Origin of the sequence: Ignicoccus islandicus DSM 13165 (assembly GCF_001481685.1) — an archaeon.
GTDB lineage: Archaea > Thermoproteota > Thermoprotei_A > Sulfolobales > Ignicoccaceae > Ignicoccus > Ignicoccus islandicus.
Window position 1 is genome coordinate 149,501 of the sequence record NZ_CP006867.1, and the last position, 18,066, is coordinate 167,566.

The window sequence follows — 18,066 nt, forward strand, 5'->3', positions numbered from 1 at the left end:
TCCCAATAGGGAGTGGAAAGCTAATGGGTTATTCTTTATGTTTTCAGGAACAGGAAGCTTCAAGGTTTCTAGTGTAGAATCCCAATAGGGAGTGGAAAGGCTAGATAATATTTCGGTCTCCCCCTTCCTGGCTTCTTCACGTAGAGATCCAATAGGGAGTGGAAAGCTTCCTCGCCGATTTGGTCTGCGAACAATATGAAGGGGTTGTAGAGATCCAAGAGGGAGTGGAAAGTTAGTAGTTCGCTCGGTTCCATATTCGTTAATTTTAACTTCTTGTAGAGATCCAAGAGGGAGTGGAAAGGAAATATTCCCCGCATTGGTTTCCTGACTTTCATTATGAGGTAAAAATTCAAAGATGAAATAGAGATCTTTTCCTCAAACTCTATATTGTATTGGCATAATTGCTACATAGAAATGGAACAAGGAATGGAAAGTTGTAGAACAACTCATCAGCTAATATTCAAGTCAATGTTACGGAGAGAACATTCAATATCAATGACGTAAGTACGCCCGTCTTTTCGGAAGCACCGATGTTTTTACTAGAAAGGTATCATGTAGTAAGTACTGGAAATAAGGGCAACCTCGCGCAAGTCTCCGTTCAACTAACTTTACCATGGATGAGAATAAATTGGAATACTAGGCGTTTTCGATGAGTAAACGTGGTGGGGCCGCCGCCGGGATTTGAACCCGGGACCTCGGGATCTCCGCGGCCTCTCAGCCGGGCCTCCACAGTCCCGCGCTCTAACCAGCTGAGCTACGGCGGCCAGCTGAGGGCGGCGCCCCATTTACGGGTCTTTCGGAGTAAGATTAAAAAATTTAGTACCGATCCTCTTCGAAAAGCTGTAATAGAGATATATGAGGTGATGTGTGCGAAACGTTCCCCTAATCCTCTAGATATCCTATGTGTCACTGCGATTCTAGGCTCCGCGTAATATTCAGTCTTGGGGAGCATTGAATTCCATCAGTTCAATAACGGAAACTTTAGGTACTCTCAATGTTTAAGCACAAGGCATTGCGAGGCGTCTCGCTATCTATTTCATGGAAAGTCCTTAGCGAAGGATCGGCGCGCGAGGAAGGGTTACCGGTTCCCTTTTGTTACGCTTTTAACCATGTCAGATGGATTGAGTTGAACGGTAACAGATCTTGAGCCTTAGACTAGGTGGTAAGAAAGGGAGAATGACGTTTCTAGATAAGAGTTCTTCCAAGGCGGGCTTATACTTGTTAGCGATAGTGGTAATAGGTTACTTGATAGCATCTGCTTCTATAGAATACGAGCAAGCTGTTGCCAAGACGTACGTTCTCTCTAGGGGTTCCAGCATCGAAAACGTTGCCGCCTTCGATCAAATCTTGAAGGAGAACAAGTACGTTGCAATAATGTTCAAGAGCACAACGTGTCCAGTCTGCAAGAAAATGTATCCTTACTGGCTCCAATTAGAGGCAATGAGCGATGGAAAGGTAAGATATTACGATGTAACTTTCTCTCCTAGCACGGAGCCCATATTTAGGAGGTTTAACATAAACGACGTACCTACCTTCATGGTATTCAAAGACGGGAAGTTGGTTGGAAGACACATAGGAGGGTTCCCTGGGCCAGACGTAGCTACTCAAATGAAGAACTGGGTGTATTCGCGTCTAGGCCTCACGTCGTCTAAATTGGAAGCGGACTTGATGGAGTTCCAACTGGCTTGCGCCAGCTGCCACGGCAGTCCAAAGGAAGTCTCTAAGGAAGCGGTAATTGAATGGATCAACGAGGTTCCCCCGGATCCAACTTCCGCCAAATTGAACGAGATGTTCAGGAAAGCCTTTGCATCAAATACAACGCTCTTTGAGCTTTACGGTAAGGAGAGAGTAGTTGAAGGCGTTAAGTCAATGAAGACGTTCGTACCGAACCTAGACGAAAAGGCTTCCGAACGCTACGCAGAGTTCCTTAACGAACTAAGCAAGGTGGCCTTGGGGAGGGAGACCAAAGGAAGCGAGGCCGAATTGAACGCTCCTCTAGACGCTGGAGAGGCCAGCAAGTTAGAGGCCTCCGGTCTCCCAGCCAGCGCGCAATTGAGTTCGATACTTTCTTTCGTCGTTGGGTTAGCTACCGGACTAGCGGCCGCTCTCTCGCCTTGCGTCTTCCCGTTGTTCGTCACTCACGTCACCAGCAGCCTAAGGAGGTCTGAAAGCAACGTTAGCAAGTCCTTGGGATGTGGCGCGCTGGCGGCCCTAGGAGTGGTTGCGCTAGGCGCGCTATTCCTATTGTTCTCGAACGCCGTTCTAGCCGTTCAAAAAATCCTTCTCCCGGTAGTGGGAGGCGCTATAGTAATAGCTGGCTTAGCGAGTTTGCTTGACGTACCAATGGAAATTAGCAGCGCCAAGGTAGGCAAGAAGAGCGACTTCGCTTTCTGTGCGCTTTACGGCTTCCTATCAGTGCAATGTAACTTGCCTCTAGTAATAGGAGCTCTGTTACTAATAGCAACTACAGGTGGAGTAAGTACCTTAGCCGGATTCGCGTTAGGAATAGGTATACCGCTAGCGGTAACGTCGTACTTAGCGCCTAAGCTGAAGAACGTAGCAATAGTCTTAACTAAGAGGAGTAAGGAAATAGAGTTGATTAGCTCTGCGCTAATGGTCATAGCTGGAGTGTACTTGCTCCTCTATAGCTTTTCAGTAATATAACTCCTTTTCAATACTATTCCTTCAAATTTTCTCCCTGTATAAATTCTTATACAATGTAAAATCCCTTCAGCCGTACGGAGCTCTTAAGTAGTAGAAATGGTGCGGCGGCCGGGATTTGAACCCGGGATCACCGGCTTGGGAGGCCGGCATCCTAGTCCAGGCTAGACGACCGCCGCCCTTGAAGTCAGGCTTTCCAAGGATTAAAAAGCTTAGACTTGATAGCTATCCCCAAATGTCGTTTGACTCGGATTCTTCATAAGGATTATATTTGTACATTAATATTTTATGTAGATCGTAAGGGCCGTCCGCACCAACTATTATAGCGTATAAGCCCGAACTCGTTAGAGGCGTCATCTCAATTGAGGTTATCCTATACTCATTTGCAAATAGTAGCAGTTCATCAGTTATGTCTCTCGATACAATAACGTCGCCATTAGGTACGTTGAGGACGTAAAACGTTGTTGGCGTTGAGACTACGGCATATCGACAGTCATCGCTCACGCTAGAGTAGTAAACGTCCGAGGCGGTCACCTTCTTCCATAACATGGTTAGATCGCCATCCGTTTCGACCTCGTAAAGTTCCAGTACGCTATTACCTATTTCATCTTTACCAACCAATAGAATATATTTATCGCAATTGGAAATTGATTGAACCTTGAAGTCCAGTCTAAGAACTCCTCTCAGTTCACCCGTCTTCGAGTCGACTATATACAGAGTTCTTTGGTCTTTCCCCACGAGGTACATTGTACCATTTATGAAAGGTAAGAACGAGTGGGTTGTTACATCTAAGTCTATTTTCAAAGGTGCTTTCCAAACAACGTTCCCAGTCCTACTGTAAGCTGTGCAATTGTTTACGTTACAGACTACAAATCCGTAGTCGGTAGCAATTATTGTATCGTATTTATCCTTCAGCTCGATTACACCTTTCTTCACTCTAGAATCTAGTCCGCTTAGTCCATAGACCTCATATATCGTTACCTCATCCTTAAAGAGTTCGTAGCTGTAACCACAACAATAGTCTGTATCCATATCGAAGTCGCTCGAAGCAATTACGATGTACTTGTGCATGTCCGTCTTTAACTTCGCAACTGTGTAGTCGACGTCGATAGTCTTAGCTAACTCTAGACTGGCAGCCGAGAGGGCAAAGGCTAAAGCTAAGGCAACTAACGCCGTCCTCACCACTCATCGCCGAATTAAAGGAACGCGCAATTATTCTTTATTTATAGTATGAAACTGATCCGTTCGATCAACCTACATCTCGAAGGAGCTTCGATGGTAAAAGACAATTGATCATTTCTTGAAGTCGAACAAGCTCCTATATCTATGTACGGGTGGCAACTTCGGTCTAGCCTCTCTTTTATAAACTAGCAGGAAGTTGTCCCTAACCGGCTCATACACGTACTTAAAGAAGAGGTTGGGATCGCGGAGCACGTGTTCGGGAAACAGGGAAACGTATTCGAAGGCCCTGTCCCAAGCTATTTCGAACGGCATACCGGAGTAATCGAACTTCTTAGCTACTTGCTTGAAGAAGTCCTCCGGTCTCTGAACCTGACCCCCTATCTCGAACCACTTACCGCTTCTCGGGGCCTTGTCCTTCAAGGGGCCCAAGGGCCTCAATTTCTCTATTCGCTCTAGCTCTTCCTCGCTGTAACCTCTAGGCCTCCTTATCTTACTCGGGTTGTAGTGATACTTCAACCAAGCGTAAAATATTGCTCTATTTAGACCAAAGCTGAGCGCCTCGAGCACGTCTCCAGAAAGTATGTAGTACCTTACCGCTTGGAGCAATCCCATTACTGGAAACCTGCCCGGGTGTCTCGGGTTAGTTGGTACTTCCTTTTCGACTGCCTTAACGTAGTCGTTCAAGTCCCCTTCGCAACTATCTATAGCGTCGTCATCGCCGCTTGCCTTGTCTGGAGAAGCCAAGCTCGGAGCGAGCTCCATTACATTGTCAGACTTAAGTGGCACGTTCACTAAGTTCAAGCTCTTATGCAAACTGTATGGAGCCGATAAGAACTTCGCGATAGGTAAAACTTCATAGGGACTGAAGCCGGCATCCTCTACTATTTTTCTCATCAAATAAGATGGAGAAGCTGACTTCAGTTCTCCGTAATTGTAGCACTTCCAACTGACTATAGCGAAGGCAGATTCGCCGTTATATAAGAACCACGGAACGGCTCCCTTCCTCTTAACCGCCTCTGAGAGCTTGCGCGAAATTAACTTACACGAGTTCTCGTTAAAGCAGTAATAGCTAGCTATTAGGTCAGATCCCTTAACGTCCCTCAAGCTCTTAGATCCGTATTTGGTAGCGCTTGCCTCGACGCTCCTAGCGGATACCCTAAGGCCCTCGAGTTCCTCCCAAGAAGTTAAGATCAAGGGTTGACCCATATAGTACCTAATTACTTCGTCCTCTTTCGATAGACCGATCCATCTAAAGAGCATATGCTCCTTGAGCCTCTCGGTAACTTTAACGAACGGGAACACTTAACGCCCTATAAGATCCTATTTGTCCGTGGAGATCAATAAAGTGGGTTACCCGAGTTCTATTACGTTTATCCATTCGCCTAGACCCTTGAGCCTATCGTCCCTGCTCTCCAATACGATGGACTTCATCTCTCCCAAGGGTCCCTTTAATAGCTCCTTTAAGAAACTCAAGTAATACCTATCTCCCGGTACCTCCTCTATTATCAAGTAGCTGTGGTGGAGCGGAACGTACTCCAGTATCCTCCTCTCCATTTCCATTGTTGAGAGAGGTTCCCTTAACTTAAACATGCTTGAGAAACACTTGTAGTGCAAGGGAGCGTTCTTGAGCTCGACTTCCGCTAGGCTCCACCTACCCCTTGGAAGGAAGGCCACGTCGTCGCTACCCTCGAAGAGAGCTTCCAGCAGGAGGTCTTGAGGTAATTGAGATTCCTTTCGAAGGTCTAGCTTCCACGTGCCTTTGAGCTTTTCCCCAATGCACTTCGTTTCAACAGAGGACCCTTCAGACACTATTCTCAAATTGCATATCCTCCTCACTTCGAATTCGAACGGGTTCCTTCCCTCCACTCTCAGCTCAGCGTAGGGAAGAGAGAGCGAAACGAAAAGTTGGAACTCTGCCTTCTTCAAGGACGTAACTACGTCTTCCAAGCTTACTTCGAAATCGCAAGTAACGTTCTCTCCTTTTGAACATGATGAAAACTTCATTAACTCTGCTAGTTCATTAGAGGCCATCGAGATGAAGTGTCCTCTAACGCATCCTCCTTTAAACATCGACAGAGCTAGGTATAAGTACCTGATCAAAACGCTCTTACCGCTCGCTGGCGGACCGTAAATGACGTTAGTCTTACCTAATTCCACTTCCTTCTTAATTATAGGGGACGATACTCTAAACCTCATTTGCTCCCCCTAATCGTTTACGAGAGGCCGATGAAGAGCGCGTACTTGGCTGAAATGGTGATGTGGGGTCACGGGGAGAGGCCAAAAACTAACTAGGGAAGATTCCCCTATATGCCGCTTGGGGTTTATTGATATGAGAATTGCTGTAGCAGCTTGTGGGTGCGATGGTCCGAAGGAACTCGCAAAGGAGGTTGCGGAAGCGGCATCAATTCTTAATTTAGAGCTTGCTCTGGGAGGTTGCTGGGGGCTAATGGGCGAAGTGGTTAGGGAGGCCTTAGAGAGGGGCGTAAAGGTAAAGGTATTTCTCCCAATAGGAGCCGAATGTCCCTTTCCCGTTGACGTAATAGAAACTAATATGAGTCCTAACGTGAGGAGCGCTCTCCTCGTTACTTCCTCCAACGGATTACTGGCATTGGGTGGGGGCGCCGGGACGTTAATGGAAGTATTGATGGCTTACAGGGAAAGGAAACCTGTTGCCCTAATAGAGGGATGGGGCATGGACACCGACCCTTTCTTTAGCTTAATAAAGGAGAGGGGCATCGACTCGAGGAACTTATCGGACGTCGCTTCTTTCAATAAGCCTTTAGAAGCGCTTTCTTGGCTCTACGAGAGGTTGAAGTGTAAAATATAGTGAATTTAATAACGACGTGGAGGTAATGCCTTGGAGTTCTCTAATTGGTCGATTCCGGAAGGTATTTCCTTCGATATAGTAATAGCCAAGCTTCCTTTAAAGAGGAAATTCAGGACGAGCTTCGGCGAAGCCTACGGAACCAGAGTTTTCCTATTGAGTAGGGCTGACGAGTGCATTGGAATTGGCGAGGCCCCTGTAGACCCCTATCCGCTCTATTCCGGCGAGTTCGTTGAGAGCGTAGTTGAGTTCGCGAAGAAGGTTTTGCCGGAAGTAAAGGCTCAAGATACCGTGTCCGGTATGTACAACGTTTTGAGGAAATATAGGGGAAACAATTTCGCTAAGGCAATGATAGAGTATTCGATATTAACGTTAGTCTCTTGCCTAACTAACACCAGCTTGGTTAAAGCAGTTGGTGGAAGACCGTTCGCCTTACCAGTTCAAGAGAGCATAGGGATAGTGGATTCCGTTGATGAACTCCTTAAGTGGGCAGAAGAGGCGATCTCTTGGGGAGCGAGGAGGCTCAAGGTAAAGATTGAACCCGGCTGGGACGTGGAACCGGTGAAGGCCCTTTCTAGAGAGTTCCCTGGGGTTCCAATACTCGCTGACGCCAATGGCTCCTTCTCGCCCCTTAAGGACTCCCATTGGGAGATACTTAGCGAAGTCGCTCAGTACGTTAACTCCATTGAGCAACCCTTCCCTCCCGGCGATTTGGTCAATTCAGCTAAGCTATCCTACGAGGAAGCAATTGAAGTAACCTTGGACGAGTCCGTTACTTCTCCGAATAACGTAGTGGAATTAGCTACGTTGAATGAGGAAATGGGCTCCTTCCTTTCGTTCAACTTGAAGCCTCCCAGGATGGGGGGTTTAATGGAGAGCTTGAAGAGCGTTGAACTAGCCCAGCAGTACGACATTCCTCTATTTATAGGAGGAAGTTTGGAGACGGCAGTTGGAAGGAGCCTTAACATGGTCGTCGCTTCAACGGTTTCGAAGAACTTGGAACCCTCCGATTTCTCGCCAGATCAGTACTTCTATGAAAGATCTTTAGCGAAAGATCCATTTGATATAGAATGTGGTTTCGTGCGTTTGAGAGACGGTATAGGTGTAATGTTCGATATAGATATAGATTACTTAATGTCGAGGGCAATCGAAAAAATATCTATGTAAATTACTTAACTTTCAATTCGCCCTTAGCAACAGCAACTGGCTCCAATGGAAGTACCGGAATTAGTTTCTCTCCGTGTGCAACCAGTTCTAACTTGTAACCCCTTAGGAACCAATCGCCTTGAGCCTCGAACTCGATGCACTCTTGGAACGGTAGCTTACTTACGTAGACTACTTTCTCCTTAATTACTTGATCCGGTCTGAACGCCAAGTCCTTCTTCGCTCTTAATGACCCTTCCAAGGCAGGAACGCTCTCTGTAGGTACCAGTTGGGGTACGTAGACGCAGCCAGTTACCTTCTCTCCCTTGTTTACTTCGCTCACACTGGCTCCTCCCTTGTAGTAGACCGCGTACAAGTTCTTAGCAATATAGAACTTGAAGAAGTCGTAAACCGGAAGGTAGTAAAGGTCCTTACCTAGTACTTGAACGTACACTCCCCTAAGGAATATAGGGCCTACGCTGTAAGCCTTGGGAACCTTTACAGTCGTTACAGTTTCATTGCTTACCGTTACGGTCTTCAGCACTAAGTCCTCAAAACTAGCCACGTCAAGCTTAATTGTGGCATTGAGCGGAGCCCCACATGAGTTAACGAACTTGAAGCTGACTTCGCTACCGGGATAGGCAACAGCTTCATCAGCCTCAATCTTAAAGCAAGATACCAGCTTTCTCAGCAACTCTTGGTTTACCTCTTTAGGTTCCTTTCCCTTGTTCTTCTCAAGTATTTCATTAAAGGCTCTTTCTGCCTCTTTACCTAGAGACTTCAATTGAGAGACTAAGTCGGTTGGTTCATTAAAGATCTTTAGTATGCGGAGGTAACCTAGTCTCTCTATTTCAACGCCTTGGCTTCGGAAGTTAACGTAGAGCGCGTAAGCCTTCAAGCCATCTACGTTACCACCTTCCTTTTCATCGAAATATACCTTTACCTTTACGCAACCGGGCGCTTCAAAAGCGGAGACCTTTCCTATGCCCTCTGCTATTACTTCAACCGTCCCTTCGTTCTCCACACATAGCTTCAGAGAATACGAGGGTTTGTCGTCTATTAGAAACTTTATTGGTTTGCCTTCATAGGTCCAAGTAACGTTCACAACCGTTGCAAACACCATTGAAATTAGGGCTAGTAATAGTAAGCTCGTTCTCAATCCGTATTACCTCCTTTAAAATCGAATTACGAGTGAGTCTTTAAGTCAATATTCATAGTTAAATGGCCTCCGAACCCACTTCCATTGGTATTGAGTATTGCGGGCTTGGTTAATCGCTGTTGCACTAAGCGCTCTACTGCTGGCTAAGTGCGTTGTTTTCCCTAAGGACTTAGGACTGAGCGTTCAAGAAGAGGAAGTACTTGAAGTGGGCTTACTGGCAAAAGTATACATGACTAAGGTTAAGGCAAACGTTATACTTCTAACGCCCGATAACGAATACAGGTTTGAAATGAAGAAGTTAATAATGGACCACTTCAAGAAGGCCAGCGAGTTCCTTAATATAGCCAATAGAGACTTGGAAGCGGGCGTCCTAGACGAGGCGTTCATATACTATCTAGCTACCTTTAGGGAAGCTTACGTTAGTTACCATCTAATAGACTTAGCCAAGGCAAACGATCTGACCCAGTTGGCTAACAAGATAGAGAAAATAGGCGAAACTGTCTCTTCCTTAGCCTATACGTCCCTTAAAGTGGCCCTTAACCCAAGAAGCTGCGTTAACGTAACTAGAGTTGCATATGTATATAACTATTACACTTTTAAGGAAGTAGTTAACTTGCTTAACGATACCTTAAACAACATTCCAGGAGAATTCAATAAAGAGCTCGCACATAAAATTCAAACGATTTACGAAAAGGTTTCCAATTTGCTAGCGTATTCGTTGCTCCAATCTTACATGCAAACGTGGAACCTCGACGATAAGGCCGTCTTGCCTAATAAGGAAGCGCCTTGCCTAAATGGAATAGGACCTCGAACCGATTGGCTCCCGAAGGCTTGCTACGTAGTGCAAAACCCTTCATCCGATGGCTCTATTAAATACCCTTGTCAGAAGGCGGTGGGGGCTCTGGCCTACTTACTAGGCGATCAACAAATGATGAAAGTAATGTGTTCCCTAGGGTGATATAATGGAGAGGAGGGACGTTATAGTTGTGGGAGCCGGGCCTGCGGGCCTCACGGCTGCGGCTACTCTGAAGCAATACGGAATAGAACCTTTAGTTCTAGAAGGGGAAAAGGTAATGGCAACGGTTTACTCATATGCATGGAAACCTGTAGAGAACTACCCGGGTTTCGATGGGAAGAAAGCAATAGAAATTGCTAGGGCTTTCGAGGAGATGGTCAATTACTTCGGGTTTGAAGTTAGGGAAGGTGAGAGGGTAATTAAGGCCTTTAAAGAAGGGGAGGAGATAGTAATTGAAAGCACTAAATTAACGTACGCAACGAAGGTATTGATTATCGCAATAGGAATACTTGGAAGGCCTAGGAGGATGGGTCTACCAAACGAGGACTTACCGAACGTCCATTACATGGTAAAGGACCCAAAGGAGTTCTCTGGGACGAAGGTAGTAGTAGTTGGGGGAGGAGATACTGCAGTGGATACAGCAACGGCGTTGGCTATGGAAGGAGCAGACGTAACTATAGTGCATAGAAGGGATCAGTTCAGAGCTCCCAAGAGGAGCGTCGATAAGATGATTAGCGCGGGCGTGAAGTTGGTGCTAAACAGCGTAGTGAAGGAAATAATAGCGGAAGGCGGCAAGGCTAAGGCTGTAAAGGTAGAGAACAAGGAAGGTCAGACTTTCGTGATACCGCTCGATCACTTGATTTTCCTCATTGGATACGAACCCCCGGACCTATCTTGGATAAAGGACTTAGGCGTCTTAATGAGAGGTAGAGAGATAATAGTTGATGATAAAATGAAAACGAACGTCCAAGGAGTACTTGCGGCGGGAGACATAACGCCCGTCCCAAAGAGGATACTCGTGGCCTCGGCCCAAGGCTACATAGCCGCTTTAACTGCCTTTAGGTACTTAAAAACAGGGAAATGGTGAAAACTTTTAAACCGATATTCCGAAATGTTCTAACGGCGGGGTGACCTAGCGGGGTAGGGCAGCCTGGTAGCCCGCGGGGCTCATAACCCCGAGGTCGGTGGTTCAAATCCACCCCCCGCTACCAAGCGGGGCCCCGCCACCACTCCTTCTATCGAACGCTTCTAATACCCCTCTCTAAACACCTAATTCTTAGGTTCGAAAACCTTGGAACTGGGGCTCAAGGGGAAAAGGGTCCTCGTTACAGCCTCCACGAAAGGAATAGGATTTGCTATTGCTAAAACCTTCTTGAAGGAAGGAGCCCGGGTAGTGATAAGTTCTAGGAATCCCAAGAACGTGGAGAGCGCCTTAAGGGAACTCAAGAACTTAGGGGAAGTCTACGGCGTAGCTGCAGACGTCTCTTCTCCAACCCAAAGGGAAGAGCTCGTTCGAAGGGCGATCGAGGCGCTAGGCGGAATAGACGTATTCGTGTTCAATAGCGGGGGTCCGCCGACTAAGTCATTCATTGAGACTGAACTGGGCGATTGGGAAGCCTCCTATAGGCTCCTTCTCGAGAGCGCCGTTCACTTAACGAAGTTGATCTTACCTCAGATGGTTGAGAGGAAGTGGGGCAGAGTAGTCTACGTTACGAGCGTGGCAATAAAAATGCCCATAGAAGGCTTGGTTCTATCTAACTCCGTTAGGATAGGGATAGCTGGCTTGGCTAAGACCTTGGTAAAGGAGTTTAAGGGAAGTGGAGTAACGTTTAATGTAGTGATGCCAGGATACACCTTAACTAAAAGGATGGAAGAAGTTTTGAGGAAGAGCGCCCAACTTCACGGAAGGACTTTCGAGGAAGAGCTACGGGAGCTGGAGTCGAAGATACCCATAGGTAGGATAGGGAAGCCCGAGGAAATAGCCAACGTTGTGGTCTTCTTAGCCTCCGAAGCCGCCTCTTACGTTAATGGCGAGGCGATAGCAGTGGATGGAGGCCTCGTACCAACGGTGTTCTGAACGTATCACTTAATTGAGTCTAACTAGACCTTTGGAGGAACTAGTTCAAGTATTGGGGGATTTGCTTAAGGTACCCAATGGGAGAAGGGTTATTAACGAAATTTTGGAGAACTACTTGAAGGAGCTATACGAGTACAATTCGAAATTACCTAAGGGCTTCGCAGTGAAACCCATACATTACGTTAAGTCGAAGGGTAAGAAATACGTTTACTTCGGAAGATATTTCTATAAATATGAAAGAGTTGGAGGCAAGGTTCGCTGGAAGTACGTTGGGAGGGAACCTCCCAAGGGTTATCCCCCGCCCCCCGTTAATCCCCTCGAAGGCATTAAGTTCGTAGTAGAGAAGGACTACCTACTAGTGGATGAGAGCGAGGTCGAAACCAACGAGATCCTCAGTGGAATACTAAAGAAGTACCTCAAAAACAAGAACGTAGGAATCTGAATTGAGAGCGGAGGAGCCGAACAAACTCGTTCTCTTGTTAATCAAAGAAACCGTTGAGGAACTTCTAGATATGGCGGAACCTGACGAGAAGCACGTCATAATGGAATTGGCATCGCTAATTGATGAAAAGGGCATTAAGCCTTCGAATTCGTTCGAAAAGAGAACGGTTGAAGCTTTGAGGGAGAGTATGGAAATGAGGAGGAGAGTAGCGGAAAAACTCTACCCGATACTCAAGGACTTGATTCGCTCTGTTTATGAAGAATTAAGTACAAGAGACAGTTCAGCTTCGCAACAGTAGAATATAACCTCCAGTTACCCCTTTTAGGCAACAAGCCCTTCGACTTGAGCTCCCTAACTATCTTAATTGCCTCCTCGTTCGGCTTCTCTAAATTAGCTATTTTGCAACATTCCTCGCAAGGGGCCAAGGAACCGAGTATTTCCGAAAAGAACGATTCCAAAACTTGGGATACTAGTTCAAACACTTCCTCCCTAGTGCTAACGTATATATCTTCGAAGAGCAAGTACTTAACTCCAAGTTCCTTTGCCATTAAGTAGGCCTCTTCGTTGCTCCAACCGGTGCCCATAACCATTGGAGTAGCGCCTATGACCTTCGCGTTAGCGTAGGCTTGCCTAACTGCGCTCACGTCTATTTTCCCCGACTTTACTTCCACCGCATACTTGCTGCAAGGAGCGTTAGCTAGCAAGTCGATCTCTGCAACTGTTCTATCGCCTATCTTAACTTCCTCATTAGTCGAAACGATCTCGAAGCCTATTCCTTCCAAGACGGCCCTGGCTAATTCCTCGCTTACCTTCCCCTTCTTCATTGCTCTCGTCACTGTTAAGGGAGATTCGGAAAAAGAATAATATAAAGCGGGCTTCCAAAGAGGCGAAAGGGCAGAACCTCAATGGAGGCTAAGTACGATCCAGTGAAAGTCGAAGAGGAAGTACTGAAGTTCTGGAAGGAAAACAAAATCTACGAGAAAGTTAAGGAAATAAGCAAGAAGAGGGGGAAGTCAAAACCGTTCAGGTTCTTAGAAGGTCCACCTACAGCCAACGGATTCATGCACGTAGGACACATGAGAGGGAGGACCTACAAGGACGTTACGCTCCGTTTCTGGAGGTTGAGGGGCTACTGGGTTTGGGACCAAGCTGGATGGGACACTCAAGGGCTACCCGTAGAGCTAGAGGTTGAGAAGAAGTACGGTTTCAAGAGCAAGAAGGACATAATTAAGTTCGGCGTAGATAAGTTCGTTCAAGAATGCCAGAAGCTAGTGGACTTCTACATCGATAAGTGGAGGAGAGATAGCGAGAGGATGGGCCTCTGGTTAGACTACGATAACGCATATCAGACTAGACATCCTAAGTACTTGGACGCGGCTTGGAGTTACTTGAAGAAGATGTACGATGAGGGTAGGATCTACAAGGGCTTCAGGGTAGTGGCCGTTTGTCCTAGGTGCGAAACCGCCCTCTCCTCCCACGAAGTGGCTCAAGGTTACGAAACCGTTAGGGACCCCAGCTTCTACTTCAAGCTCCCCTTGAAGGGAGAAGAGAACGTTTACTTAATAGCTTGGACCACCACCCCTTGGACTATAATAGCTAACGAGGCGGCCGCCGTTCACCCAGAAGAGACTTACGTAAAAGTAAAGGTAAACTTCAATGGAAAAGAGGAATATTGGATATTAGCTGAGAAGAGGCTGGAGCCTGTCGCAAAGGAAGTGGGACTGAAGGAATACGAGCTCGTGGAGAAGTTCAAGGGAAGCGAGCTAATAGGGAAGGAGTACGTTCACCCGCTCTTGGAAGAGGTCCCGGCTCACAAGGAACACCAGAGGCCTAACCATACTGTAATAGAGGGAGCCTACGTTAGAGCTAGGAAGGTCGTTAACGGTAAGGAAGAAGTAATCAAGGAGATCTTCGTAACTATGGATTCCGGTACTGGAATAGTTCACATGGCCCCGGCCCACGGTGCAGAGGACTTCGAAGCTTCGAAGGAAGCCGGTGTCAAGATGTTCAAACCCATTAGAAAGGACGGTCACTTCACGGAAGAGGCCGGTAAGTACAGCGGAATGTGGTTTAAGGACGCCGAGAAAGAGGTCATGAAGGACCTCAAGAGGAAGGGCCTAGCTGTTCATATTGGAACTATAGAGCACGAGTACCCGCACTGTTGGAGGTGCGGAACGCCCCTCATGTACTACGCGGACGAGCAATGGTTCATTAAAGTGGAGGACTTGAGGGATTTAATGGTTAACGAGAACGACAAGGTCAAGTGGTATCCCAAATGGGCCTACGACAGAATGAGGGATTGGTTGCAGAACGCCAAGGACTGGACGATAAGTAGGGAAAGGTTCTGGGGAACTCCTCTCCCAATATGGACGTGTCCTAAATGCGGATACAGGAAGGCGTTCGGTAGCTTGGAAGAGGTCAAGAGGGAAGCGGTAAATCCCGAGAAGGTCGTAGACCATCACAGGCCTTGGATAGACGAGGTGAGAGTTAGATGCCCCAAGTGCGGGGCCGAAATGGTTAGGGAACCTTACGTGGTTGACGTTTGGTTGGACTCCGGCGTAGCGCACACGGCGGCCCTTCACCAGATAGGTAAGGACGATTACTGGAAACTGTTCTATCCGTACGACTGGATAACCGAGGCCTTGGACCAAACGAGGGGATGGTTCTACACCCTATTGGCTACCGGAGTTACTTGGCACGGAAGAACTCCCTATAAGAGGGTCCTCACCCAAGGACACATCTTAGATAAAGACGGTAAGAAGATGAGCAAGAGCAAGGGTAACGTCGTATGGGCAGAGGAGGCCTTCAAGACTTACGGGGCGGATCCGGTCAGGTTCTTCTTCGCAGTCAAGTCCGCTCCTTGGGAGTCCGTCAGGTTCGATCCGAAGGACATAAGGTTCTATAAGAGGACGCTGGACGTCCTGTGGAACTCAGTCAGGTTCGCCAAGAGCTACATGGAGTTAGACAAGTGGGACCTAAGCAAGTTCGAGGAAGGCCTGAAGTACTTGGAACCTGAGGACCATTGGGTGTTACATCAGGTTAACCAATATTCCAAGAAGATAATAGAAGCCATGGAGGAGTCTTCGATACACAAGGCCGCTCAGGCGTGGAACGAGTTAGTGAACGAAGTACTGAGTCACAAGTACGTCACTCTGATAAGGCCGAGAGTTTGGGAAGAGGAAGAGAGCCCCAGCAAATTAGCGGCATATTCGACCTTGTACGCCGTCTTGGAGGCTACAATAGTGATGGGCTCGATATTCGTTCCGTTCCTCGCAGAGTACCTCTACCAAAACTTCTCTCGGAAGCTGGGAAGGGAAGAGGAGAGCGTCCACATGTTAACGTGGCCCGAGGAGTTTACGGTACAGAACGAGGAGATAGCTCAAGCAGTAGAAGAATTCTTGGAAGCTGGAGATAAAATACTATCGCTTAGAATGGAGAGAGGGATCAAGAGGAGGTGGCCTCTACCGGAAGCAATAGTGGTACCGAAGAAGTTCGGCGAGAAGAGGCTCAAGAAGCTAGTGAAGAGGGAAAAGGGAGTTGAGGAAATGGAAGTTGAAGTACCAGTAATAAGCAGACCAGTAATAGAGGAAGCTTCTAAGGTACTCAAGGTATACGCCAACGTACTAGACGTAAGGCTAAGCGATGAGAGGCCCTCCGGCGATTACGACGTAATAGAGGAACCGGACTTCTGGGTTTACGTAAAGGTAAAGATGGACGAAAAGGTGAAAGCCTTAGGCTTGGTTAGGGAAGTGATAAGGAGAATTCAAGTAATGAGGAAGGAGGAGAACTTGGAGCTGGATTACGTCTTAAGGAAAGTCGTAATATGGGCCCCAGAGGATCTCAAGGAGGCAGTGAGGGAATACAAAGATTACGTAGCTAGGGAAGTGAGAGCCGAGGAAATAGAGCTCGTAGACGAACCCTTTGAGGGAGGCAAGAAGTGGGAAGTCGAAGGCAAAGAGTTAATAGTTAAGCTCGTCAAGTAACTCTCACGTATGGTTCCAATACGGTTTCAAATAAGATCGATTGAGCTCGTTCCTTCAATTTATTAATCGTTCATCCAACGGGAATAAGTTCGCAAGGAACTGCTCTATTGACCCTACCTTACCCTCAGTTCCATTTTAGCTCATTGAAGCCCTCTTATCCTTTAAGGAACTCGAAAACGCTTCTTAACTTCTTACGCCGTCCCATATGCTATAGTCAATGTTGAAGAGTTTCTGGAAGAGGAGAGAACTCTTTACAATATTAATACTCTAGAAAGGTTCTTTTTTCGGAGACAAACTTTGATCGGTAAGTTAGTGCTCCCCTTGCTTCCGTTCCTATTAGCTATAGGCTACTTCACGGGCTGGTTCCTCCCCTTCGTTAGCTCGGCCCTCCTTTGCGCGAAGGCCGCGCCGGGTCTGTGGACCCTTCTCGTCGCGCTCGCGCTTCCATTAGCGTTCTACCTAGCGAGGGAAGTTAGGGCCGGGAACGAGGTTAATTTGAGCTACCTAATAGCCTATTTAGTGGTAGTAGTTGGACCTCTGGCTTGGTTAGTAAGCGTAACGGCAGTTTCCCAAGTTGGGAGCTCCGTTAAGGTCGTCGAGTTGAGGGAGCTACCGAACTTAGTGGGAGTTTACAGATTAATACCTCTACCGACGGCCTATAAGTACGCAATAGACAGGATTCAGTTGCCTACGCATACAATCTACTATCAAGAAACTTACGTTTATTACAACGGAACCAGGCCCATTTACAATTGGCTCATAGAGCCTGAAGGCGTTCTCAATTCGCTTTTCAGGAATCCCCGCGGAGCTGTGTTCGTTTACGCAGACACCTATCCTCCGGAGGTCAAGATAGTGAAGCAAGATCTGACTTGGGGATTACATAACTACAAACTAACCCCTCTCTTCTTAGATTCGTTGGCTTTGGAGAGCCTTTTCAATGGGGCCTTCGGTAGAGAGGTTATATGGGAAGACGTCGCTGACGTGTATCTGAACGGTCAAGTTATTCAGCTATTGCCAGTAGTGGATTACAAACCCATGTTTCCGGGATCCTTGCCTTACATCGATTCTTACTTAGTCGTTTATCCTAATGGTACTATTTCGAAAGTGAGGCCAGAGGAGGTAGTCCGCTACGGAGTGCCCGCGTTACCGGAGAGGGTAGCTAGGCAGTGGGTAGACGCCTTGAGAATGAAGGATTGGGTTCAAGCCGTCTTCTTTCACAATACGTTTACCATAAGGGACGTTGGAGATAACCCCCAGCCATACCTCCTTTTGGATGATGAGGGTCGCCCTTGGTGGGTCTTCGTTGCGGAACCTCCTGGGAACACTTACTCCGCTTACATGATTCTACTGGTGAACGCTTCCTCCACCGAGCCGGTGATCTACGTCTACAAATTCAATAAACCTAAAATAGGGGTTTCGAAGGCCTATAGCTACGTAATGAAGGCACATCCCAATTGGGCTTGGAACTCGCTCAAGGTTCAGGAGCCCCTTCCCACGATAATTAACTCGACCTTCTATTGGAAGCTCTCAGTAACCACGTCTGACTCTAGGGGATTGGTAAGCATAGAGTTCGTTGACGCAGACAGCGGAAACACGATCAGCGTTAGCGTTGAAGGGAAACTTAACGCTAATGAGGTTCTAGCGAGCTTGCTCAAAGGAAAGGTCAACGAGAAAGAGGAACTGAACCTTAACGAACTCTTGAAGAAAATCGAACGAATAAAAGCCGAATTGAACGAGCTTGAGGAAATGGTGAAGAAGATAGCATCTAAGTAACCAGTGAGCGCAACTATTGTGCTCTA

General features: G+C 47.1%; 15 protein-coding genes, 3 tRNA genes and 1 CRISPR repeat array (1 of these 19 running past the window's edge). Of the genes, 11 read left to right on the plus strand and 7 right to left on the minus strand.

Annotated features, from left to right (window positions below):
• Positions 1–301: a CRISPR direct-repeat array (repeat unit 26 nt; unit sequence GTAGAATCCCAATAGGGAGTGGAAAG) (it extends 681 nt beyond the left edge of the window).
• A gap of 362 nt (positions 302–663) precedes the next feature.
• Positions 664–764, minus strand: a tRNA-His gene (locus EYM_RS00875).
• Positions 765–1,143: 379 nt separating this feature from the next.
• On the opposite strand from EYM_RS00875, the gene EYM_RS00880 reads away from it, so the two are divergent.
• Positions 1,144–2,664, plus strand: a complete 1,521-nt coding sequence (locus EYM_RS00880) for a thioredoxin domain-containing protein (protein ID WP_075049243.1) — start codon at positions 1,144–1,146, stop codon at positions 2,662–2,664.
• Positions 2,665–2,761: 97 nt separating this feature from the next.
• Here the strand turns inward: EYM_RS00880 and EYM_RS00885 are convergent.
• From EYM_RS00885 to EYM_RS00900, 4 genes are all read right to left on the minus strand, one after another.
• Positions 2,762–2,840 (minus strand) — tRNA-Gly (locus tag EYM_RS00885).
• 46 nt (positions 2,841–2,886) lie between these two features.
• Entirely contained in the window at positions 2,887–3,843 is a 957-nt protein-coding gene (locus EYM_RS00890) for a hypothetical protein (RefSeq protein ID WP_075049244.1), read from the minus strand.
• Between the two features lie 111 nt (positions 3,844–3,954).
• Complete coding sequence (locus EYM_RS00895; protein ID WP_075049245.1) at positions 3,955–5,145, minus strand: hypothetical protein; 1,191 nt, start codon at positions 5,143–5,145, stop codon at positions 3,955–3,957.
• A 48-nt stretch (positions 5,146–5,193) separates the two neighbouring features.
• A complete protein-coding gene (locus tag EYM_RS00900; protein WP_075049246.1) occupies positions 5,194–6,039 on the minus strand; it encodes a hypothetical protein in 846 nt (281 codons plus the stop codon).
• 133 nt (positions 6,040–6,172) lie between these two features.
• On the opposite strand from EYM_RS00900, the gene EYM_RS00905 reads away from it, so the two are divergent.
• Complete coding sequence (locus EYM_RS00905) at positions 6,173–6,670, plus strand: SLOG cluster 4 domain-containing protein (RefSeq protein WP_075049247.1); 498 nt, start codon at positions 6,173–6,175, stop codon at positions 6,668–6,670.
• A 30-nt stretch (positions 6,671–6,700) separates the two neighbouring features.
• The gene (locus tag EYM_RS00910) at positions 6,701–7,834 is read left to right on the plus strand and encodes an enolase C-terminal domain-like protein (RefSeq protein WP_075049248.1); all 1,134 of its coding nucleotides are present in this window, start codon (positions 6,701–6,703) and stop codon (positions 7,832–7,834) included.
• Between the two features lies 1 nt (position 7,835).
• Here EYM_RS00910 and EYM_RS00915 read toward each other — a convergent pair whose 3' ends face one another.
• Positions 7,836–8,969 (minus strand): hypothetical protein, encoded by a 1,134-nt coding sequence (locus EYM_RS00915; protein ID WP_075049249.1) that lies wholly within the window; start codon positions 8,967–8,969, stop codon positions 7,836–7,838.
• 97 nt (positions 8,970–9,066) lie between these two features.
• On the opposite strand from EYM_RS00915, the gene EYM_RS00920 reads away from it, so the two are divergent.
• The 6 genes from EYM_RS00920 (at position 9,067) to EYM_RS07745 (ending at position 12,582) form a co-directional block, all read left to right on the plus strand.
• The gene (locus EYM_RS00920) at positions 9,067–9,927 is read left to right on the plus strand and encodes a hypothetical protein (protein ID WP_075049250.1); all 861 of its coding nucleotides are present in this window, start codon (positions 9,067–9,069) and stop codon (positions 9,925–9,927) included.
• A gap of 4 nt (positions 9,928–9,931) precedes the next feature.
• Positions 9,932–10,852, plus strand: coding sequence for an NAD(P)/FAD-dependent oxidoreductase (locus tag EYM_RS00925; RefSeq protein WP_075049251.1), 921 nt, complete (start codon positions 9,932–9,934; stop codon positions 10,850–10,852).
• A gap of 47 nt (positions 10,853–10,899) precedes the next feature.
• Positions 10,900–10,976: transfer RNA gene (locus EYM_RS00930), tRNA-Met, on the plus strand.
• Positions 10,977–11,056: 80 nt separating this feature from the next.
• Positions 11,057–11,842, plus strand: a complete 786-nt coding sequence (locus EYM_RS00935; RefSeq protein WP_075049252.1) for an SDR family oxidoreductase — start codon at positions 11,057–11,059, stop codon at positions 11,840–11,842.
• Positions 11,843–11,855: 13 nt separating this feature from the next.
• Positions 11,856–12,284 (plus strand): hypothetical protein, encoded by a 429-nt coding sequence (locus EYM_RS00940; RefSeq protein WP_075049253.1) that lies wholly within the window; start codon positions 11,856–11,858, stop codon positions 12,282–12,284.
• A gap of 1 nt (position 12,285) precedes the next feature.
• Positions 12,286–12,582 carry a hypothetical protein gene (locus EYM_RS07745; RefSeq protein WP_157058698.1) on the plus strand — a complete coding sequence of 99 codons (297 nt, stop codon included), beginning with the start codon at positions 12,286–12,288 and terminating at the stop codon, positions 12,580–12,582.
• Here EYM_RS07745 and EYM_RS00945 read toward each other — a convergent pair.
• Entirely contained in the window at positions 12,515–13,108 is a 594-nt protein-coding gene (locus tag EYM_RS00945; protein WP_075049254.1) for a hypothetical protein, read from the minus strand. The genes EYM_RS07745 and EYM_RS00945 overlap by 68 nt on opposite strands.
• 81 nt (positions 13,109–13,189) lie before the next feature.
• Between EYM_RS00945 and ileS the strand changes: the two genes are divergently transcribed.
• Together ileS and EYM_RS00955 are read left to right on the plus strand one after the other, a co-directional pair.
• On the plus strand, positions 13,190–16,267 hold the full coding sequence (ileS, locus tag EYM_RS00950) for an isoleucine--tRNA ligase (protein WP_075049255.1): 3,078 nt from the start codon (positions 13,190–13,192) through the stop codon (positions 16,265–16,267).
• A 297-nt stretch (positions 16,268–16,564) separates the two neighbouring features.
• A complete protein-coding gene (locus tag EYM_RS00955; RefSeq protein WP_075049256.1) occupies positions 16,565–18,040 on the plus strand; it encodes a hypothetical protein in 1,476 nt (491 codons plus the stop codon).
• Positions 18,041–18,066: the final 26 nt, after the last annotated feature.